This window comes from Collinsella sp. CLA-ER-H8 (assembly GCF_040092335.1).
Lineage (GTDB): Bacteria > Actinomycetota > Coriobacteriia > Coriobacteriales > Coriobacteriaceae > Collinsella.
Window position 1 is genome coordinate 69,947 of record NZ_JBBNLU010000008.1, and the last position, 20,150, is coordinate 90,096.

Consider the following 20,150-nt stretch of genomic DNA (forward strand, 5'->3'; position numbering starts at 1 on the left):
TGAGCGGTCGATATTGTCCGGTAAACGGTTGATTTGTCAGTCGGGCAGGTAGTGTATGCTAGAACGCAAAAGCAAGCGATAGAGAACCGAGTGGAGAAGCAGTGGCAACGATGGACAAGAAAAATGTCTCAATGAATGATGTGGCAGTTGCCGCGGGCGTTTCTCTCAAGACGGTGTCGCGCGTGATCAACGAGCCCGATAGCGTGCGAGAGTCGACACGCGATAAGGTCCATTCCGCAATGGAGGCGCTCGGGTTTCGAGCCAACTTTGCCGCGCGTTCACTCAAGTTGGGCCGTTACGGGTGCATCGGCGTGGTGATGTTCCACTTGTCGGGCGGTGCCGTGGACATGATTGACGGTATCGCCGATGCCGCCGAAGAACGCGGCTTTGCGCTCACGATGATTAAGAAGCGCGCGGGGGAGAAGATGACCCTTGCCGAAGCGGCGCGCAGGATGTCGCAGCTGCCTGTTGATGGCATGATCTTCAACCTGCGTCAGATGGTCGATGACTTTGATACCTTTGAGGCACCGAAGGACCTCAAGACGGTGATTATCACACCGATGGAACATCCTACCTGCTCCACCGTCAGTGACGACCAAGAGGGCGGCGCGCGCATGGCATGCGAGTACTTCTTGAATCGCGGGCACAAGAATGTGTACTTCGTCTCTGGTAAGAAAGAGTCGCTGTCGAGCCAGTGTCGTATGAAAGGTTGGCGTGCGGCACTCGAGGCGCGTGGCATTGAGCCGCCCGGGCCTCTGCAAGGCGATTGGAATGCGGATAGTGGCTATGCCGCGGGCCTTGTGCTTGCCGATAAACCCGATTGCACGGCGGTCCTCGCTGCTAACGACTGCATGGCAAACGGCGTGATGATGGCTCTACGTGACAAAGGGCTCAGTGTGCCCGACGACGTGTCCGTGATCGGCTTTGATGACGAGCTTTACAAGACGATTCCCAACTCGATTCTGACGTCGGTGAAGTTCCGTCACCGCGAGCTGGGCGTCCGTGCGCTTAATGAGGTCGTCGCAGGTCTGGAAGCCCCGAGCTCCAGAAGCCGCACGCTCGTCTCGGGCGTGCTGGTCGAGCGTTCCAGCGTGAAGGACCTGCGGGCGTAGACGTGCTCGGCCTGTTCGTCTAAATCTGTAACAGGTGGGACCCGAAAACTCGACTAGGTGTTATAGATTGAGATTTTGTCTACCCAGCCATCATCTTTGTCTCGATCTGTAACAGTTAGGAGTGAAATGACCAGCCAGGTGTTACAGATCTAGATTGATTGGATTGACCCATCTGTTTGTCTCGATCTGTAACATCTAAGCGGTCAAAAGCGGTCTACATGTTACAGATTGAGATTTTTGGCTTGGCCTGTGCGTTCACCTCGATCTGTAACAGCTGGGACCCAAAAACTCGGCTAGATGTTACAGATTAAGATGAACAGGAGGACGGGTGCGGTCTAAACAAAATGGCCCGCGCATCACGCATCGATGCACGGGCCATTTTTTTTCTGCGAGCGGCAGGTGGCGTCAGCGTCTTATGCCTCGAGGTTTTCCTCGATCCAGGCGACGGCACCCTTGGGATCCTTAGTGAGGTCGATGTACTGTTTGCCCTTGGGCGACAGCAGCGTGATGCCCAGGCGGTCGGTGTCGGCCTTCATCTCGTTGTAATAGGTGCGAACCTGCGGAGCCAGGACGATGACGTTGTACTGGTCCATGATGGCGTAGTGGCTGCCGTAGGCACCGGCGTTGGCGGTAATGTCGATGCCCAGCTCGTCGGCGCCTTCCTTAAGCGCGTTGGCGAGCAGTGCAGAGGTGCCGGCGCCAGCGCACAGAACCAGAACCCTCAGATCCTTGCCCTTAAGGGCGGACGGAGCTGCGGAGGCCTCAGTGGCAGAAGCGGTCTCGACAACAGGAGCCTCAACGGCGGGGGCGGCAGCGGTCTTGACGGCCTTGGTCTCCTCGGCCTCTTCTTCGGCCAGGGTCTCGGCCTCCTGCTTGCACAGGACGTTGTCGTAGGCCTTGCAGAACGGGTAGTAGATTAAGAAGTCAACGACCAGCAGGACGACAACCAGGACCAGAGAGATCGGCTGGAAGTTGGTGTCGATGAAGGTGCCGATCGGTCCGGGGAGTGCCCACGGCATGGCATAGATAAAGCCGTTCATGCCCAAAAAGTCGATGAAGAACTTACCAATGAGGACGTTGGCCACGGGGGCAAACAGGAACGGGATCAGGAAGTACGGGTTGAGGATGATGGGCGCGGCGAACAGCAGCGGTTCGTTGACGGCGAACATCACGGGTACGACAGAGGCTTTGCCGACGGCCTTGAGCTGCTTGGAGCGCATAAAGAGCAGGAAGATGATCGGGACAATGAACGTGGCGCCGGTGCCGCCGAGTTCGCCGATGTAGTTACCGAAGTTCTCGGTCAGGGCGAGGGCGGGGTGACCGCCGGCCTGCAGCGTGGCGAGGTTGGTGGTGATGTTGCCAAACAGCGCGGCGTTGAGGGCAGGCTTAACGACCGAGGGGCCGTGGATGCCCATGAACCAGAACAGCGGGATCATGAACCAGATGAGGGCGAGGCCGGCGTAGGAATCGGCAGCGGCGAACAGCGGGCTCACCAGCGTGGAGATGACGTTGGCAAACGGGACGGCCAAGCAGGTGCGGCAGATAACGTCGATGACGGCGACAAACAGGATGGAGAAGCTGAAGGCGAAGATGTCGCGGAAGTTCTGGGCGATGGCGCCGGGGACTTCTTTGGGCAGCTTGATGGTGATGTCTCGCTTAATGCAGAAGGCATAGATGTTGACCGTGGCAAATGCGGCGACAAAGGAGCTCAGTAGGCCCTTGGTGCCCATGTTGTCGGTAAAGAACACCGAGACATCGGCGCCGTCGATCTTGGCACTCGTCTGGGTAACGGCCAAGATGAGCATAGCGCACATGGCGGCGACCATGGTGCTCGTGGCGTTGATGGCCTTGCCGGCAGGCATGCGGCGGTTCTTGGAGCCGGTCAGCGCGCTTGCGGTGGTGCCGGCGACCATGATGCCCACGACGCCCATCGTGAAGTTGTAAACCTTGTTGCAGAAGTTCACGACGTCGACGTTCCACCAGTCGGGCAGCGTAAAGCCGCCGACCGTGGCGACAACGCCCGGCAGGGTCGAAATAAGCAGGAAGACAGAAGAAGACAGGATGATGGGCATTGCTGCCAAAAAGCCGTCTTTAATGGCCTGAAGGTAGATGTTCTTAGAGACCTTGTCGAAGTACGGCTGACCTTTCTCCAAGAACTTAACGATCGATTCCATAGTTCACGCTCCTCTTTGCATGAAATCTTAATGGCATGGACGTTGAAAACCTATATGGTCTCCCGCTTGCTAAAAGCCCGGGTGCAGGCGGGGTCGGTCCCAGGGGGAGAGAGGGGAGCGGCTGGGTTTGTATCGCATAGGGCCGCTCCCCTCTCGGGGGAAAGCGAGGCGATGCGCTACTGCGCGTCCGCCATAGTGTCGGCGAGCTCCTTGTACCAGAGTGCCGACTGCTTGATGTAGCGTTTTTGCGTGTCGAAGTCGATGTAGAACAGGCCGTAGCGCTTGTTATAGCCGTTGGCCCACGAGAACTGGTCCTGCAGGCTCCAGATAAAGTAGCCCTGGACGTCGACGCCCTCGGCGCGCGCCCGGAGCACCTTCTCCATGTGCTGGTCGACAAAGTCGATGCGCTCGGGATCGGCGACGATGCCGTTTGCGTCGGGCTCGGGGTCCTTGTGGCCCAGGCCGTTTTCGGTGATATAGATGACGGGGAGGTTGGGATAGGTGGCGCTGATGTGCTTGAGCGTGTCGTAGAGGCCTTGCGGGTAGATGAGCCAATCCCAGTCGGTGGTGGGGATACCCGGCATATCGACCTGCTGCCCGACGCCCTTAAACTTAAAGCACGAGGTGCCCTTGTCTCCGGTGCCGTTAAAGCTGTTGGTGGACTCGCCATCGTAGGCGGCGATAAACGCCGACTGATAGTAGTTGAGGCCGAACATATCGTTGCGGGGCGCCGCCTTGGCGAGCTCCTCCATGTCGCTGTCCTCAACCGTAAGCGTGGCGTTGTTGGCACGCAGAATCTCGTTGATGAGTGAGAGGGTGCGCGCGGAGTAGTGACCCAGGAAGGCGCCGTCCATGATGAAGTCGGTGTAGAAGGCGTTGTACAGGTCGGCGGCGTGCTGGTCGGCGGGCGAGTCTGTGGCAGGATATGCCGGCGTCAGGACGTTGACCATGCCAATGCGTCCGCCCAGGTGCTCGGTCTCGTCAAGATCCTTATACAGGTTGACGGCGCGGGCGTGGGCAACGAGCTCGTTGTGCTGGCTCTGGATGCCGCTCGTCACATCAAAGTGATGGTTGGGCGGGAAGTTGCCTTGGATGTATTGGGAGTGCGAGAGGCTGATGAGCTCGTTGATGGTGAACCAATTCTTGACCTCGCGGAACTCGCGGAAGCAGAACTCGGCATAGCGCACATAGGCGTCGACGGTCTTGCGGTTGAGCCAGTCGCCCTGGTTGAACAGGGCGGCGGGGGAGTCAAAGTGATGCAGGGACACATAGGGCTCGACGCCATACTTTTTGCAGCAGGCGAACAGCTCGTGGTAGTGCTTAACGCCCTCGGCGAGGGGCTCGGCATCGTCGCCGTTGGGGAAGATGCGGGTCCAGGCGATGGACACACGGATGGCGTTGAGTCCATGCTCGGCAGAAAGGCGGATATCCTCCTCGTAGCGGTTGTAGAAATCACTGGCCGGGTCGGGCAAAAAGCGACCCTGGGCGACAAGGTAATCGTCCCACATGGTCTTACCCTTGCCTGCCACCTTCGTGGAACCTTCCGTTTGGTACGCGGCGGTTGCGGCGCCCCAAACAAAGCCCTTCGGCAGCTGCTGTACGCGGTTTAGCAAAGACATATGCATACACCCTCTCGTCTCGCTGTTCGATATTGTGCGTTTGCGCTCAGGAGGCTCCCTGGTTAGCGTTCAGCGGTGAAAAAGCCCGATAAACACTATCTTAAAATGATTAGAACCAAAATGAGCACGTGAACATTTGACAATGAGCACGTTAACATCCGGCTGGGATGTATAGAAACAAAACAACTTCAAACAGCCGCGAACGGTTGTATTTGTTCGGTAAGCGGTTTTGATTGACAGAAGTTTTCATGTTGTGGTATATGGCTCGGGTATCATGAGCACGTTATCGATGTATGTACGATGCGCCATGGGCGCGGGGAATAGTTGGGAAGCAGGTTAGCGTGGAAGGCATGGCTCAGCAGACAAGGAATGGTCATTCGGCGAGCGCGGCAGAGGTTGCGGCGCTCGCTGGCGTGAGCCGCCAGACTGTGTCTCGCGTGGTCAACGGTATGCCCAACGTGACGGAAAAGACGCGCAAGCGTGTGCTGGCCGCCATGGAAGAGCTGGGCTTTCGTCCCAATTTTGCTGGAGCGGCGTTGCGCGGCGGGTCGTATCGTTCTATTGGCCTGTGCATGTACAACATCACACGTGTCGGTAACCTGGCGACGCTCGAGGGTATCATGCAAGCGGCGCGCGAGCACGATTTTGCCGTCACTATGATCGAGATGGGCGGCGACAAGCCCTATACACTTGCCGATGCCTCGCGCCGCATGGTCGAGCGACCCGTCGACGGCATGATTCTCAACATGAACCGCATGGCTCCCGATTTTGAGGAGTTTGTTCCCCAGCCGGGAGTGCGAACGGTCATCCTGTCCATGTATGCGCATCCGCGCTGCACGACGATCGACTCCGACCAGTATGGTTCGTGCGAGCTGTTGACCAATTATCTGCTGGAACATGGTCACTCGAATATGCGGTTTGTGGCGGGTCCGGAAAACTCGATTTCCTCGCGTTTTCGTGAGGCCGGTTGGCGCGATACACTGGGTCGTGCTCATGTCGATGCCGCTCCGATGCTGCGTGGCGATTGGAGTGCGGACAGTGGGTACGCCATGGGCGAGCGGATTGCGGCCGAGGTGCTTGCCGGCGGGTCGCAGGCGCCGACTGCCGTGCTTGCGGCAAATGACCAGATGGCGCTGGGCGTTATCGCCGCGCTCGAGAACGCGGGCCTGTCCGTGCCCGACGACGTGAGCGTGGTTGGTATCGACGACGCACTCGAGGGACTTGTTCCTCACAATCGGCTGACGACGCTGCGATTTGATTTGCGCGGTGTCGGTAAGCTTGCGTTTGAGGCGGCGATTGGAGAGAGCTCGTCTATCGAGGCGATTCATGTGCCGAGTACGCTGGTCGAACGCTCGACTGTTAGGGACATACGGGGTTAGGTCCTACTCCGTTTGTCTCGATCTGTAACAGGTAGACGGTCAAAAGCGGGCTACGTGTTACAGATTTAGATTCTTCGGAAAGAGCAATCCTGTTCGTCTCAATCTGTAACAGCTAGGACCAAAAAACTCGGCTAGATGTTACAGATCGAGACAAACGGCTCCCGACCAGCCCAAAAACAAAAAGACCGGGGGCGGCGCGCCGTGTGACGTGCCGCCCCCGGCTGAGAAATGGGGACAGGTTGTGTGAGCGGGCAACCCCGCCAGCCACTAGTCCAGACGACGGGTCTGCGCCACGTGCTTGTACCAGTAGGCGCTTGCCTTGGGCGTGCGCTTCTGGGTTTCAAAGTCAACGTAAAAGAAGCCGTAACGCTTGTTGTAGCCATTGGTCCAGGAGAACTGATCCTGCAGGCTCCACAGGAAGTAGCCGCCCACGTTGACGCCCACCTCCATGGCCTTGAGCAGCCAACGCAGGTGCTGCTCGATGTAGTCGATGCGCGGCTGGTCGTCCACAAAACCGTTCTTGTAGGGGTCCTTGTAGCCCATGCCGTTCTCGGTGATGAAGATCTGCTTGTAGTTGGGGTAGCGCTGCTTAATGTAGACGAGCAGATCGAACAGACCCTCGGGATAGATGATCCAGTCCCAGTCGGTGGTGGGGATGCCGGGCTTGTTCACATGCTCGCCAATGCCCTTGACGCGCCAGCGACCGGTGCCCTTCTCGCCCGTACCGTTGTGGTGCAGGTCGTTCTCGCCATCGTAAGCCTTCAAGAAACGGCACTGGTAGTTGTTAACGCCCAGGTAATCGTTGCAGAGCGCGGCCTCGCGCATAATCTCGAGGTCCTCGTCCAAGATCTCGATGGTGCCGCCCGAGACGGCAGCCAGGCGGTTAGCGCACTCGAGGGTGTCGGGCGCGTAGTCGCCGCGGAAGGTGGCGTCGAGCAAGAACTGGTTTTGCAGCACGTGCTCGTTGTTGGCGGCTTTGATGTCGGCGGGGTCGTTCTCGTTGAGCGGGTACTTGAACTCCAGCGACTGAATGACGCCAATCTTGCCCTTAAAACCGCCGTTGTGGAAGGCCAGTACTGCCTTGGCGTGGGCGAGCATCATGTTGTGCTCGCACTGGAAGGCCTCGGCAAGATGCGCCTTGACGCCACCGGGGAAGGTGCCCTCGATGTAGGTGTTGGAGGCGTCGGCCCAAATCTCGTTAAAGGTGAACCAGTAGGTTACCTGTTCGGCGTACTCCTTAAAGCAGAAGGTGGCAAAGTCCACAAAGGCGTCGATAGTCTCGCGGTTGAGGAAGTCGCCCTTCTCAAAGAGGGGAAGCGGCGTGTCAAAGTGATGCAGCGTGACGAACGGCTCAACGTGGTGCTTATGGCACTCGGCGAAGAGATCGTGATAGAACTGGACGCCCTCGGGGTTAATCTCACCGGTGCCGTTGGGAAAGATGCGGCTCCAGGCGATGGAGAGGCGGATGCCGTTGATACCGAACTCCTCGCACAGCTCCAAGTCGACGGGGTACTGGTTGTAGAAGTCCGAAGCGGGATCGGGGGAGAAGCGCCCCTGGGCCTCCAGGAAGTCGTCCCAGGCAACCTTGCCCTTACCGTGGGTGCGGGTCTCACCCTCTACCTGGTAGGCAGCGGTAGCACCGCCAAAGACAAAGTCCTCGGGAAACTGCGCAGGCGGGTTGGTGACGCTAGCGGGGTTAACGGACATGATGATCCAATCGTCTAAATCGAAGGGCCAGCCGGTCTTGGATGGTCGGCTGGCCCTGAGCGTTACTTACTTCGAGAGTTGCTCGGAGACGAAGGCGAGAGACTTATCGCCGTTCTGGGAGAGCTCGATGTACTGCTTGCAACGGCAGGCGACGCACTTGTTGCCCACGCGTTCGCAGTCCTTCTGCAGGTCGGCCAGGTAGCTGGCGGCCTGCGGGGCCAGGACGACCAGGTCAAAGTCGGGGAGCATGTCGACATGGTTGCCATATGCCTCGGCAGCGGTTTCAAGATCGATGCCGCGCTCCTTGGCAGCCTTGGCCAGTGCGTTGGCGAGCAGGCCCGAGGTTCCGCCGCCCTGGCAGAGCACGAGCACGCGCTTGCCGTTGAGGTCGCTGGCGGTCGTTGCCTCGGCAGCGGGTGCTGCAGAAGCGGCGGGGGAGTCGGCCTTCACGGCCTCGGCGGCAGCGCCGGCGGCAACGCTCTTGGCGTCAGCCTTGCCCTGGAAGGCATCGTTGAGCTTGGCGGCCTTCTCGGCCTTCTTGGCGGCGAGCTCCTCTTGGGAGATCTCGGCCTCCTCGGCGCACTTCTGGGCGTCATAGGCACGGAAGAACGGGTAGTACAGAACGAAGTCGACGACCAGGATAAGGGCGAGCATCACAAAGGCGAGCGGCTGGAAGCCCAGGCCCATGATGGTACCGATGGGGCCGGGGACGGTCCAGGGCAGGGTGTACATAAAGCCGTTCATGCCCAAGAAGTCGATAAAGATCTTGAGGATCCAGATGTTGGCGATCGGGGCAAAGACAAACGGGACAAAGAAGACGGGGTTGAGCACGATGGGTGCGGCGAACAGCAGCGGCTCGTTGACGGCAAAGCACACGGGAACGATAGCGGCCTTACCGACGGCGCGCATCTCCTGGGACTTGGCCAGGAAGCAGAACATAAAGACCAGGACGAGCGTGGCGCCGGTGCCGCCCATGCAGACGACGAAGTACTGGGCACCCTGGGTCAGGACAGCGGAAGCGTGCTGGCCAGCCTGGAACGCGGCCAGGTTGTCGGTCATGTTGGCAACGAGAGCGGCGGCGATGGCGGGCTCGACGATCGAGGGGCCGTGGACGCCGACGAACCAGAACAGGCTCATGGCGCCGTAGATCACAGCGAGGCCGATGTAGCCATCGGCAGCGGTGAACAGGGGCTGGAACACCTGGATGACACCCTGGGCAAAGCAGAAGCCAAAAGCAGCGCGGAAGACGATGTCAAAAACCCAAAAGACGGTGATGCAGACGGAGAAGGGGATGATGTCCTTAAAGGTCTGCGAGATGTTGGGCGGAACCTGCTCGGGCATCTTGACGGTGATGTTGCGCTTAATGAAGAACTTGTAGATGATGCCGGTCACAAACGCAGCGATGAAAGCGGTCAGCAGGCCCTTGGAACCAAGGTAGGTGGTGTTGAAGCCGCTGGCGGCGTCCGTGGCGATGGTGTCGCTCGAAAGGAGCAAGAAGCCGATGATGGCCGCGCACATGCACGAGATGAAGTTGATCTGGTTGTTCTTGGGCAGATCGCGGTTCTGGGCGTCGGCGAAGTGCTTGGCCGTGGTGGCGGCGCAGGCGATGGCCAGGATGCCCATGGAGTAGTTGTAGCACTTCCACAGGGCGTTGTTGATGTCATCGGGCCAGTAGAAACCCCAGATGTTGGGGACCGAGGCTACCAGGCAAAAGATGGACGAGAAGATGATGATGGGGATGACGGAGATAAAGCCGTCGCGGATCGCCTTGAGGTACTTGTTGCGGGCGATCGCGTTGAAAAAGGGCTGACCCTTTTCGATGGTGGCGATGAGTTGCTCCATGCAATGCTCCTAAGAGTCGGTGGGTTAGCAACGATGGTAGCTTTTGACTTTCGGTTGCCAAAATGTTGACGTTGCCATTTTGTGACACAAAAAAGAAGCGAACCGGTGGTTCCTGTGCCTGCGAACCGTCGATTCCTTACGCGTAAACGTTTGAGCCGCCCGGTGGCTCTGTGTTTGCATAATGGCAACGTTAACATTTGGGCGACAAAAGCCGTTCGGGGAAGCAAAAATGTCGGTGAACGGTAGGTTTTGGGTGGTGAGCGTATGGTGGGGGAGGCGTTGGATATACTTGAAGGCGGTAAAAATGACTGCGCAAGGTGCCACCAATGGCATCGTTGACATAGAAAGATCGACCTATGGCCGCTGTTAAAAAATCGGTATCCGTCAAAGACGTGGCGCGCCTAGCGGGCGTCTCGGAGCAGACGGTCTCGCGCACCGTGCACGATTCGCCCAGTGTGCGCCCTGAGACCAAGGAACGCGTGCGTGCCGCCATGCGCGAGCTGGGGTATCGCCCCAATTTTGCCGGTCGATCGCTGCGCCGCGGTAAGTTTAAGACCGTCGGCGTCGCCATGTTCAACATTACCGGCACCGGCAACCTCGACCGTATGGAGGGCTTTGCCGCCGCGGCTGACAAACACGGCTATGCCATCACCCTCACTAAAGTAGATGGACACCCCTATACCCTCGAGAGCGCATCGTCGCGTATGAGCGCACTGCCGGTGGACGGCATGGTCGTGATCATGAATCGCATGCCGGCGGACTTTGGCACTTTTGAGCCGCTGCCCGGCATGCAGACGGTGCTCGTTACCATGCTGGAGCACCCGCTCTGTTCAACGGTCGATAACGACCAGTTCGATTGTTCGCGCCAGGTGGTCGAGTACTTGCTGGGGCGGGGGCACAAAACCGTGCACTTTATCTCGTGTCCCGAGCGCTCGCTTTCGGGCATGCGGCGCGAGGAAGGCTGGCGCGAGACATTGCGTGCGCATGGCATTGAGCCCCCGCAGCTCGTGCGCGGCGATTGGACGGCACAGAGCGGGTATGCTGCCGGTCAGGCTCTGGCGGACGATCCGACCTGTACTGCCATCTACGCCTCCAACGATGCCATGGCATATGGCTGCATTCGCGGGCTCGAGTCGCGCGGAAAGCACGTGCCCCAGGACGTGAGCGTGGTAGGTGTTGATGACAGTCTGGGCGACATCGTGCCCGATTGTCGCCTGACTACGGTGCGCTTTGACAACAAGCGCGTCGGCATGTGGGCGGTCGACAAGATTGCCGGCGCCGAGGGCGTTGAACCCGGTGTGGAGCACATGCTGTTTCCGGGCGTGCTCGTCGAGGGCGATACGGTGCGCGATGTACGCTAGGGCGCGGGTCTGTTTGGGTTTCCGCTAATTGTGTTCGATATTGTTCAAATTGGTTTAAAAACCGTTCACGGGCGAAAAGTGACCGTTCATAGCTCGAAATTACGTTTTGCGCTGTTCTTTTTTGTTTGAATGTTATTGTTTCTGTCATACACAACGCAGCGCGTATGCCCGGACGCGATGCTCTCCATTGGTTCATATGTGAAAGGAACGCAACATGGCAACCAAAGAAGAAATCTCGATGGTTGGATTCGAGATTGTCGCATACGCAGGTGACGCCCAGACCGATCTGCTTGCAGCGCTCGATGCTGCTCGCGAGGGTGACTTTGAGAAGGCCGAGCAGCTGCACAAGGATGCCAGCGATGCGCTCATCGGTGCCCACGACACGCAGACCAAGCTGCTTTCGCAGGAGGCCGGCGGTGGCGAGATGGAGATGACCTTCATCATGGCTCACGCTCAGGACACCCTCATGACCACTATGATCCTGGAGAAGCAGACCCGCTTTACCATCGACGCCTACAAGCGCATCGCTGCGCTCGAGGCCAAGCTCGCCTAACGAGCCCGCACAACCAAGTCCCCTTCCAAAAGCCCTGCCGCTACCCGCGACAGGGCTTTTTCTGTTCTCCTCCAAGTTGCGGTGAAATAGGGACTGAATAGGGGCCGGCGGGCGCAAAACAATCCCTATTCCACCGCAACTCATCCCGAGGTAGTCATTGGGGACGTTCTTAAACGACTAGTCATTGGGGACAGTCTTGGTGCGCTCTGTTCGTCTTCCCGTTCGTTTTTTGCTCGGTGGGTATACTTTCTTTCGCATTAAACGCCGGACTGAGGAGGTATCCAAATGCCGGATAACGGGTCAATACAAAAAAGAGACGCGCACGAGATGGCTCATGGGCGTCCTGTCCAGATAACCGAGCACACGACGGTAACAGAGCTGCAGCCCAGCCTGTCCGATGTCGTGTGCGCAAACAAAAAGCTGCAGATTGGCTTTATCGTTGCGCTCGTGGTACTGGCGCTGTTGTCAGGCTTTGTAGCTCGTCCGCATTTTGCCGATACCAAGACCTGGGACTCCACCATCGAGGTCATCGATCAAAAGAAAGGCAATGTTTTGGCGCTCACGACCTCGTGCGTCGCCCTATCTGCGGGTATCACTGCGCTGCCGGGTGATACGGGAACGCCGGTTGCCGAGCAGCTCGCGCAGCTTTCAGGCAACCTTGGTATCGTGCTTGCCGTGCTCTACCTCGAGAAATACCTGCTAACCATTTTGTGGTCGGTTGGCTTGGGCATCTTAATCCCGTTTGCGTTGGTGCTCTTTGCGGTGTCGCTCGGCATTCACGGGCGCTGGAGTACGAGCGCCGTCCTGCGCCGTGTGGCGACACGCGTGCTGGTGGTTGCCGTGATCGGCATGGCGCTCGTACCCGCGAGCGTATGGGTGTCGCAGAAGGTCGATGAAACGTATCGCGTAAGTATTGAGCAAGCTGAGCAAAAGGCTGCGGACGCTGCGGATGTGGCCGACACCACGGACAAGTCAGCCGAGACCAGCTCAAAATCGAACAAGAAAAAATCCGAGGCCAAGGAGTCCAAAAACGTGCTCGAGCAGTTGACTGACGGGGCCTCGAGCCTTATTACGTCGGTGACCAGCGGCGCCAAGCAGATGACCGATGAGATCGTGCATCAGGTGACCGATCTGATCGAAGGCGTCATCGTGATGATCGTGACCTCGTGCGTTATCCCGCTGCTGGTGCTCGTGGCGTTCCTGTGGCTGGGACACGTACTGCTGGGGATTGATATTTCCGGCCCGGCGAACTATTTGACGGGCCGCTTTCTGAGTGCTCCGTCCAAGCACGCCAAAAAGGGTGGGCAGTCCGAGTAGCTAAAACAGCTGTATATACCGGGGAATACCGCCGAAGGGCGGCCGAGACACGTTCTTGGCCGCCCTTTTGTTTGTTAAACACATGGTCGCTACGTCCGCGCCCGGCTCAAACGGTCAGCAATCATCCGTGAACGATATTTGTTCAAAAAAGAACAAAGATAAACAAATAGTTGTTGCAGTTACTGTTCGAATGTGTTCAAATAAACATGAACAGTGAAGAACCGCACATTCAGATGCCCGGACCTGAACGCGATTCAACACTTCCAAACAGAAACTACGCACCTGCGTATCTCTCAAGGAGGATGTCATGAGGGTTGTAATCGCTTCCGATGCCGACGGTATGTCGATGAAGGAGTCCATCAAGGAGATGCTCATCGCCGACGGTCACGAGGTCGTCGACTATTCCGAGACCCCTGCCGCGGACTTTGTCGATTCCGCGACCGCCGTTGCCAAGGACCTGCTGGAGCACAAGGATTCCCAGGGCTTCGCATTCGATAAGTACGGCGTCGGCTCCTATATGGCCGCCGTCAAGATTAAGGGTATGGTCGTCGCCAACATTTCCGACGAGCGTTCCGCTTACATGACCCGCGAGCACAACGGCTCGCGCATGGTCACCATGGGCCCGGGCGTTGTGGGCACCGAGGTCGCCAAAAAGATCGCCCGCGAGTTCCTGCGCGCCCAGTACGCCGGCGGCCGTCACCAGATCCGTGTCGACATGCTCAACAAGATGGCCTAACGAGAGCCACCGAGAACTCGAACTTCTACCTCAACTTGTGAATTCAGACGAAAGGACGTTCTGATGAAGAAGACCATCGCAATCGGTTGCGACCATATCGTTACGGACGAGAAGATCTATCTGGCCGACCGCCTGGAGCAGGCTGGCTACAAGGTGCTCGACTGCGGCACCTACAGCCACACCCGTACGCACTATCCCATCTACGGTAAGGCCGTGGGCGAGGCTGTTGCCAGCGGCAAGGCCGACTTTGGCGTGGCCCTGTGCGGCACCGGCATTGGCATCACCAACGCCGTCAACAAGGTTCCCGGCGCCCGCTGCGCCCTGGTTCGCGACATGACCTCTGCCCTGTATGCCCGTCGCGAGCTCAACGCCAACATCGTGGGCTTTGGCGGCAAGATTACCGGCGAGTTCCTGATGGCCGATATCATGCTTGCCTTCTTGGAGGAGCCCTACGAGAAGACCCCCGAGCACGATGCCCTGATCGCCAAGATCGATGCCTGCAATAAGGCCGATGCCGAGGCTCAGGCTGACCCGCACTTCTTTGACGAGTTCCTCGAGAAGTGGGACCGCGGCGAATACCACGACTAAGGAGGTTCCGGCGTTCTACCGAACGCCAGACCAGTCGACGCTGCGAAGCCATCTGGCGGGCGAGTTGCTCTGATAACACTTTTGCTTGCTGAGCTTGGGTGCTTCGTTTTTGGCGGTACCCGGCATTCTGCAGCTTTTTAATTGACGGCTCGCGTTTCTGCGATGGGGCGCGGGCCGGTTTTCTAAACAGGAGTTCAACATGATTCTGACCGTTACCATGAACCCGTCGATTGATACGCGCTATCAGCTCGGCAAGCTGATCATCGACGATGTTAACCGCGTGACGCCCGAAAAGACTGCTGGCGGTAAGGGCCTCAACGTGAGCCGTGTGCTGCTGCAGCTGGGCGACGACGTGCTCGCGACTGGCCTGCTCGGCGGCCACATGGGTGCCTATATGGCCGAGCTTATGGATGCCGACGGCGTCAAGAACGACTTTGTGCCCATCGCCGGTGAGACGCGCATTTGCCTGAATATTCTGCACGAGGGCAATCAGACCGAGCTGCTGGAGAGCGGCCCGCAGATCGCCCCGGCCGAGCTCGAGGCCTTTACGGCCAAGTTCGCCGAGCTTGCAGCGAAGGCGGACGTTGTGACGCTTTCGGGCTCGCTGCCGCGCGGCGTCGATGCCGGCTACTATGCCGAGCTCGTCAAGATCGCCGAGAAGGCGGGCGCCAAGGTGCTGCTCGACACCTCGGGTGCATCGCTGGAGGCCGCGCTGGAGTCCGACGCTAAGCCCGAGCTCGTAAAGCCCAACCTGACCGAGATTAACGGCCTGCTGGGTACGTCCTTTACGACCGATGATGTCGATGCCCTGCGCGAGGCGCTTGCCGCCGATGACCGCTTTGCCGGTATTCCCTGGGTTGTCGTTTCGATGGGCGCTGCCGGTTCGGTGGGCTTCCATGAGGGTCGTGCGTTCCGCGCCAAGACGCCCGCGATTGCGGCTGTGAACGCGACGGGTTCCGGCGACTCGACCATCGCCGGCTTTGCGCATGCGATTGCTGCTGATGCCGACGACGTCACGGTGCTCAAGACCGCCAATACCTGCGGCAAGCTTAACGCCATGGATCCCAAGACCGGCCACCTGGTCATGGACCGCTGGGACGAGGTCTACAACAGCGTTGTCGTGACTGAACTGTAGGGTTACGCGGTTTTACCAAACCGCGTAACGGCGCGACGCTGCAAACGCCCCTAAGCGGCAATCTGACGTTCAATCGTCGGGCATGACCAAAAGGTCAATGCCCTCCTCTTTCACGTCACCTTGCTCGCTTAGGGGCGTTTTCGCTGTCGTTGCCAAGACACCGGCGTTGCCTTGGTCGCAAGTAGTCATTGGGGACGCTCTTTAATGACTAGTCGTTTAAGAACGCCCCTTAAGAATGACCCCAATGACTACACTCAAAAACGGCGCCCGTCGGCGATGTTGCCGGCGGGCGCCGTTGTCGTGTGGGCGGTTATGTCGTGGCCGCTGATGAGGCTCGAACCTGTATGCTACAGTGAGTCGATAAAGCGCTGTTGGGCGGCGCGGCCGGCTTCGTCCCACTTAAAGACGCCGGCGTTGTCGAGCACGTGGCCAAACACCACGCCGACCTCCTCGTGCAGGATATCGATGGCGTTGTCGGCCGTAAGCTCGTCGGCGCGGCGAGCAAAGACGTCCTCGGCCCACGCGGCATGGCTGCGGCAAAGGTCGTCGCCCTCGAGCGCGCCAGCAAGGTCGTAGCTGGCATCGGCCTTGGCCGCCAGCAAGTGCTCGCGGACAGCGCCGAGCTCGGGAACCAAGCGCGGCGGCAAAATGGCCAGGCCCATGACCTCGATCAGGCCGATGTTCTCCTTTTTGATGTGGTGGTACTCGGCATGCGGGTGGAATACGCCCAGCGGATGCTCGTCGGTCGTGATGTTGCAGCGAAGCGCCAGGTAGGCCTCGTAAATCTCGCCGCCGGCATTGCCGCGGGAGTCGACGCGGCGGATGACGGGCGTCACGGTGTTGTGCGCCACGCCGTCGGCTGTGTGCGCGATGACGCCCACCGACTCATCGGTCCACTCGCGCCAGGCGAGGATGATCTTCTCGGCGGCGTCGAGCAGCTGGGCGCGGTCGTGCGAGCGCAGTCGCAGCACCGAAAGCGGCCACTGCAACACGGTACCGCTGACCTGGTCAAAGCCGGGCACGCTAAACTGCGAGACCTCGGCGGCATGCATCATGGGGAACTCGTGCGCGCCGCCCTGGAAGTGGTCGTGCGACAGAATCGAGCCGCCCACGATGGGCAGGTCGGCGTTGGAGCCAATAAAGTAATGCGGGAACAGGTCCACAAAGTCGAGCAGGCAGGTCAGACCCTTGCGGTCGACGTGCATCGGACGATGCTCAGAGCTCATGGCAATGCAGTGCTCGTTAAAGTACGCGTACGGGCTGTACTGGAAGCCCCAGCGCTCGCCGTCGAGCTTAATGGGGATAACGCGCAGATTCTGGCGGGCGGGATGGGCGCCGCCGTCGGCTGCAGCGGAGCGTCCGGGATAGCCTTCGTTTTCGATGCAGAGCTGGCAGGCGGGATACTTCTCGCCCGTGTTTTTGGCGGCGCCGGCCGCGGCAATATCGCGCGGGTCCTTTTCGGGCTTTGACAGGTTGATGGTAATCTCGAGGTCGCCCCAGTTGGTGGGGGTGCTCCATTTGATGTTGCGCGCGATGGCGGCACGGCGCACGTAGCCGGCGTCGCAGCACAGACCGTAGAACCAGTCGGTCGCGGCGCGGGGCTCGTTGACGCCCATGCGTCCGTTGAACTCCTCGTTTACAACCGAAGGCCTTGGCATGAGCGCGCCCATGATGCGCATGGCGATGCGGTCGCGGCCCGATGCCGTGTCCTCGGCGGCGCCGTTGGCAACAGCCGCCTCGGCAAGCGCGGCAAGTGTGCCTTCAAGGTCAAAGTTGGGCAGGGTGTCGGGGTGCAAGAGCGAGAGTTTTTCGACCTGGAGCGCCCAGGCCATGTCGAGCGCCGGGCCCGTAGCACCGATGCACTCGAGAATGGTGTTATACGCCCAGATGCGATCGTCCTGGCCGATCATCGATCGGTGGATAGCGTACTCGATCAGGTTCTGCGCGGCCTCGCGCACGTCAGTCATTACAGCCATGCCGCGTAAGCCCCCTTGTCAGAAATTGCGTAGTGGCGGGCAGAGCCCTCGCCCAGCCAGCCGTTCATCTTGGTGATAAAGGTGTCGACCAGGTCGAGCGGCACGAAGGCCTGGATGGTGCCACCAAAGCCGCCACCGTGGATACGGACGGCGCCACGGCCGTCGAGCACGTGCTCGGCCAGTGCCAGGGCATACATCGAGGGCTGCTCGGAGCCCAGCTTGGCAACGACATTCTGTAGGTACATGGCAGAGCTGGCGCCGGACTCGCGCGTCAGGACCAGGAACTGATCGATGTCGCCGGCGTTCAGGGCAGCCCAGCGCTTATCGACCAGGCCGTTTTCGTACCAGTAGTGAACGGCGCGCAGGCAGGCGCGGTCGCCCAGCTTGGCGCGCAGCTCGGGGAGCTTGGCGTCAAAGTCCGCCACGTTTACCTCGCACAGGCGTGCCTTGCCAAACTCGGCAGCGACGTCCTGCATCTCGCGCGGAACGGCGGCGTAGTCGTCGGTGGCGGCCACGTGGTCGGCACCGACCTTAACGAGCACGAGCGCATAACCGTGATCCTCAAAGTTGAGCTCGAGCTTCTGGGTTTTAGGCTGAGCCTGATCCTCAAAGTCCATGTAGGCGAGGCCGCCCAAGCAAACGGCGGCCTGGTCCATCAGACCGCAGGGCTTGCCGTAATAGTTGTTCTCGGTGCGCTGGCTCATCTGGGCGAGCGCGACGGGCTCGATGGCGGGTGCGTCCCAGAGCGTCTCCATGGCGCGACCGTATGCCGCCTCGACAGCAGCGGAGCTCGAAAGACCGCCGCCCGAGGGGACGGAGCAGGTGAAGGCAAAGTCGAAGCCCTGGGGCTCAACGCCCAGAGCAGCGATTTCGTGGGCCATGCCGCGGACGAGGCTCGCGGACGTGCCCTTCTCGGACTCCTGAACGTCTAGCGTGTCGAGCGCGATTTCAAACGTGGGATAGCCCTCGTCGGCTACGCGAACCTTGTTGGAATCGGTTGCCACGGCGATGCCGTCGACGGCGACATCGAGCGAGCCGGCGATAACGTGGCCACCCTCGTGGTCAGTGTGGTTGCCGCTGATCTCGGAGCGGCCGGGCGCGTGCACGTAGAGCACCTGGCGGTCGCCGATGGGGCCAAACTCCTCCTCGAACAGCTTGGTGAGCGTGGCGAATGTCTTTTCGTCGGGGGTGGTCATGGGAGTCCTTTCCTTGGCGCGCCCGGGTGGGTTTTGCGTCGTTATGAGTACGTTAACAACTTAAAGCGGCATGAACCAAGTGTTCACGATACCGCACGTTACGGGCTATGTTAACGTACTCATAACACATCACTTGTCACTTTTTGAGAATCTGGTAATCGGTAGAAATTCAGCCGTGAACGGTACTGCCGTATGGACTTATAAAGCAGAAGAGATGCAGATAGAAAAAGTAGAGTACGTTAACATGCGTCCGACGATAGCGGGCCTCGGCGCGGGATGTATTTCTGCCCGGGCCGGCATTCACGCTATTCAGATCTCGCAAGGGTGAAGGTGATCCTGTGGCAAGGCGCCCGTCCAACGATACCAGTTCGCGTCCGGTCTCCATGGCCGACGTCGCCCGCGCTGCCGGCGTTTCGCAGCAGACGGTTTCGCGCGTCGCCAACGGCTTGCCTAACGTTAACGAGCAGACGCGCCAGCGCGTACAGGCCGCTATGCAAAAGCTCGGCTTTCGTCCGAGTTATGCCGGTCGCTCGCTGCGCGACGGCCGTTATCATTCGGTCGGCCTGTGCGTCAACGATGTCACCAAGTTCGGCAACCTCTCAATGATCGACGGCATCGCCAGCGCTGCTCGCGAGCATAATTGCGCCATCACGCTGGTCGAGATGTCCAAGACCGAGGAGTTTTCGCTTGCCGAGGCCACGCGTCGTATGGCCGCATTGCCGGTGGACGGCATCATCATCGGTATGAGTCGCATGGCGCCCGATTTTGAGACGTTTGATCCACTGCCGGGCATTGGCACGGTCATCGTTACCATGTACGCGCACCCGCGGGTGACCACGGTCGATTCCGACCATTACGGCTGCTCGCTATTGCTTATGGATCACCTGTTTGAGCTAGGGCACGAGCAGATTCGCTATATTGGCGGCCCGTCATTCTCGGTCGACGAGCAATTTCGTCGCGCCGGTTGGCAGGATGCACTCGAGCGTAAACACATCGAGCCGGCAGAGCCGCTCGAGGGCGACTGGTCTGCCAACAGCGGCTACGAGGCCGGCAGGTACCTGGCCGAGCACGATCGCACCATGACGGCGATTTACGCGGCAAACGACCAGATGGCAAATGGTGCGATTGCAGCGCTGCGCGATAGCGGTCTGCGCGTGCCCGAGGACGTGAGCGTGGTGGGCGTCGACGATTCGCTCGATGATTTTGTGGCACACAACGAGCTCACGACCGTTCGATTCGATTTGCATCAGCGTGGACGCGAGGTGTTCGAGCACGCGGTTCCCAAGGCGGGGGCAACGGACAAAACCGTTGCCATTCGTATTCCCGGCCAGCTCATTATTCGACATAGCACGGCGATACTGCGCGCATAGTTTGTGCAGGTCAACGGCAGTATATTCCGCCTCAATTACAATCGGTAAGGATGCTGACGGATAGCCGTGGCTATGAAGGCGAGTG

The 20,150-nt window shown here is 59.4% G+C and carries 15 protein-coding genes; 9 read left to right on the top strand and 6 right to left on the bottom strand.

Translation table 11 applies throughout. The annotated features are described in order from the left end of the window. The first annotated feature begins 110 nt into the window (after positions 1–110). Positions 111–1,112, top strand: a complete 1,002-nt coding sequence (locus tag AAAX72_RS06740; protein ID WP_349129677.1) for a LacI family DNA-binding transcriptional regulator — start codon at positions 111–113, stop codon at positions 1,110–1,112. A 413-nt stretch (positions 1,113–1,525) separates the two neighbouring features. Here the strand turns inward: AAAX72_RS06740 and AAAX72_RS06745 are convergent, their stop codons facing one another. Together AAAX72_RS06745 and lacG (AAAX72_RS06750) are read right to left on the bottom strand one after the other, a co-directional pair. Further along, a complete protein-coding gene (locus AAAX72_RS06745) occupies positions 1,526–3,286 on the bottom strand; it encodes a PTS lactose transporter subunit IIBC (protein WP_022094682.1) in 1,761 nt (586 codons plus the stop codon). Positions 3,287–3,462: 176 nt separating this feature from the next. After that, positions 3,463–4,911: a 6-phospho-beta-galactosidase gene (gene lacG, locus AAAX72_RS06750; RefSeq protein WP_082437840.1), complete on the bottom strand. Its 1,449-nt coding sequence runs from the start codon at positions 4,909–4,911 to the stop codon at positions 3,463–3,465. 344 nt (positions 4,912–5,255) lie between these two features. Between lacG (AAAX72_RS06750) and AAAX72_RS06755 the strand changes: the two genes are divergently transcribed. Further along, positions 5,256–6,284: a substrate-binding domain-containing protein gene (locus AAAX72_RS06755; RefSeq protein ID WP_055310566.1), complete on the top strand. Its 1,029-nt coding sequence runs from the start codon at positions 5,256–5,258 to the stop codon at positions 6,282–6,284. Between the two features lie 267 nt (positions 6,285–6,551). Here AAAX72_RS06755 and lacG (AAAX72_RS06760) read toward each other — a convergent pair whose 3' ends face one another. Further along, a complete protein-coding gene (lacG, locus tag AAAX72_RS06760; protein WP_349129678.1) occupies positions 6,552–7,991 on the bottom strand; it encodes a 6-phospho-beta-galactosidase in 1,440 nt (479 codons plus the stop codon). A 66-nt stretch (positions 7,992–8,057) separates the two neighbouring features. After that, entirely contained in the window at positions 8,058–9,833 is a 1,776-nt protein-coding gene (locus AAAX72_RS06765) for a lactose/cellobiose PTS transporter subunit IIB (RefSeq protein ID WP_349129680.1), read from the bottom strand. Positions 9,834–10,189: 356 nt separating this feature from the next. Here AAAX72_RS06765 and AAAX72_RS06770 point away from each other — a divergent pair, with 356 nt between their 5' ends. From AAAX72_RS06770 to AAAX72_RS06795, 6 genes are all read left to right on the top strand, one after another. Next, entirely contained in the window at positions 10,190–11,194 is a 1,005-nt protein-coding gene (locus AAAX72_RS06770) for a LacI family DNA-binding transcriptional regulator (protein WP_349129681.1), read from the top strand. Between the two features lie 214 nt (positions 11,195–11,408). Next, positions 11,409–11,747, top strand: a complete 339-nt coding sequence (locus tag AAAX72_RS06775) for a PTS lactose/cellobiose transporter subunit IIA (RefSeq protein ID WP_089572387.1) — start codon at positions 11,409–11,411, stop codon at positions 11,745–11,747. Between the two features lie 327 nt (positions 11,748–12,074). Then, positions 12,075–13,064 carry a hypothetical protein gene (locus tag AAAX72_RS06780; RefSeq protein WP_349129682.1) on the top strand — a complete coding sequence of 330 codons (990 nt, stop codon included), beginning with the start codon at positions 12,075–12,077 and terminating at the stop codon, positions 13,062–13,064. Positions 13,065–13,371: 307 nt separating this feature from the next. Beyond that, positions 13,372–13,800, top strand: coding sequence for a galactose-6-phosphate isomerase subunit LacA (lacA, locus tag AAAX72_RS06785; RefSeq protein ID WP_006234830.1), 429 nt, complete (start codon positions 13,372–13,374; stop codon positions 13,798–13,800). A gap of 63 nt (positions 13,801–13,863) precedes the next feature. Then, positions 13,864–14,388 carry a galactose-6-phosphate isomerase subunit LacB gene (lacB, locus tag AAAX72_RS06790; protein WP_006234831.1) on the top strand — a complete coding sequence of 175 codons (525 nt, stop codon included), beginning with the start codon at positions 13,864–13,866 and terminating at the stop codon, positions 14,386–14,388. Between the two features lie 199 nt (positions 14,389–14,587). Further along, entirely contained in the window at positions 14,588–15,523 is a 936-nt protein-coding gene (locus tag AAAX72_RS06795; RefSeq protein WP_349129683.1) for a hexose kinase, read from the top strand. Between the two features lie 347 nt (positions 15,524–15,870). Here AAAX72_RS06795 and AAAX72_RS06800 read toward each other — a convergent pair whose 3' ends face one another. Next, a complete protein-coding gene (locus tag AAAX72_RS06800; protein WP_349129685.1) occupies positions 15,871–17,499 on the bottom strand; it encodes a UDP-glucose--hexose-1-phosphate uridylyltransferase in 1,629 nt (542 codons plus the stop codon). After that, a complete protein-coding gene (locus tag AAAX72_RS06805) occupies positions 17,490–18,695 on the bottom strand; it encodes a galactokinase family protein (protein WP_195445006.1) in 1,206 nt (401 codons plus the stop codon). The genes AAAX72_RS06800 and AAAX72_RS06805 overlap by 10 nt, the downstream gene beginning before the upstream one ends. Before the next feature lie 383 nt (positions 18,696–19,078). On the opposite strand from AAAX72_RS06805, the gene AAAX72_RS06810 reads away from it, so the two are divergent. After that, a complete protein-coding gene (locus tag AAAX72_RS06810; protein ID WP_349129694.1) occupies positions 19,079–20,065 on the top strand; it encodes a LacI family DNA-binding transcriptional regulator in 987 nt (328 codons plus the stop codon). The last annotated feature ends 85 nt before the right edge of the window (positions 20,066–20,150 follow it).

Coding starts and splice junctions, on each gene's coding strand:
- AAAX72_RS06775 (WP_089572387.1), top strand. CDS start 11,409: ATGGCAACCAAAGAAGAAATCTCGATGGTTGGATTCGAGATTGTCGCA.
- AAAX72_RS06805 (WP_195445006.1), bottom strand. CDS start 18,695: ATGACCACCCCCGACGAAAAGACATTCGCCACGCTCACCAAGCTGTTC.
- AAAX72_RS06755 (WP_055310566.1), top strand. CDS start 5,256: ATGGCTCAGCAGACAAGGAATGGTCATTCGGCGAGCGCGGCAGAGGTT.
- lacG (WP_082437840.1), bottom strand. CDS start 4,911: ATGCATATGTCTTTGCTAAACCGCGTACAGCAGCTGCCGAAGGGCTTT.
- lacB (WP_006234831.1), top strand. CDS start 13,864: ATGAAGAAGACCATCGCAATCGGTTGCGACCATATCGTTACGGACGAG.
- AAAX72_RS06780 (WP_349129682.1), top strand. CDS start 12,075: ATGGCTCATGGGCGTCCTGTCCAGATAACCGAGCACACGACGGTAACA.
- AAAX72_RS06740 (WP_349129677.1), top strand. CDS start 111: ATGGACAAGAAAAATGTCTCAATGAATGATGTGGCAGTTGCCGCGGGC.
- lacA (WP_006234830.1), top strand. CDS start 13,372: ATGAGGGTTGTAATCGCTTCCGATGCCGACGGTATGTCGATGAAGGAG.
- AAAX72_RS06810 (WP_349129694.1), top strand. CDS start 19,079: ATGGCCGACGTCGCCCGCGCTGCCGGCGTTTCGCAGCAGACGGTTTCG.
- AAAX72_RS06795 (WP_349129683.1), top strand. CDS start 14,588: ATGATTCTGACCGTTACCATGAACCCGTCGATTGATACGCGCTATCAG.
- AAAX72_RS06745 (WP_022094682.1), bottom strand. CDS start 3,286: ATGGAATCGATCGTTAAGTTCTTGGAGAAAGGTCAGCCGTACTTCGAC.
- lacG (WP_349129678.1), bottom strand. CDS start 7,991: ATGTCCGTTAACCCCGCTAGCGTCACCAACCCGCCTGCGCAGTTTCCC.
- AAAX72_RS06800 (WP_349129685.1), bottom strand. CDS start 17,499: ATGGCTGTAATGACTGACGTGCGCGAGGCCGCGCAGAACCTGATCGAG.
- AAAX72_RS06770 (WP_349129681.1), top strand. CDS start 10,190: ATGGCCGCTGTTAAAAAATCGGTATCCGTCAAAGACGTGGCGCGCCTA.
- AAAX72_RS06765 (WP_349129680.1), bottom strand. CDS start 9,833: ATGGAGCAACTCATCGCCACCATCGAAAAGGGTCAGCCCTTTTTCAAC.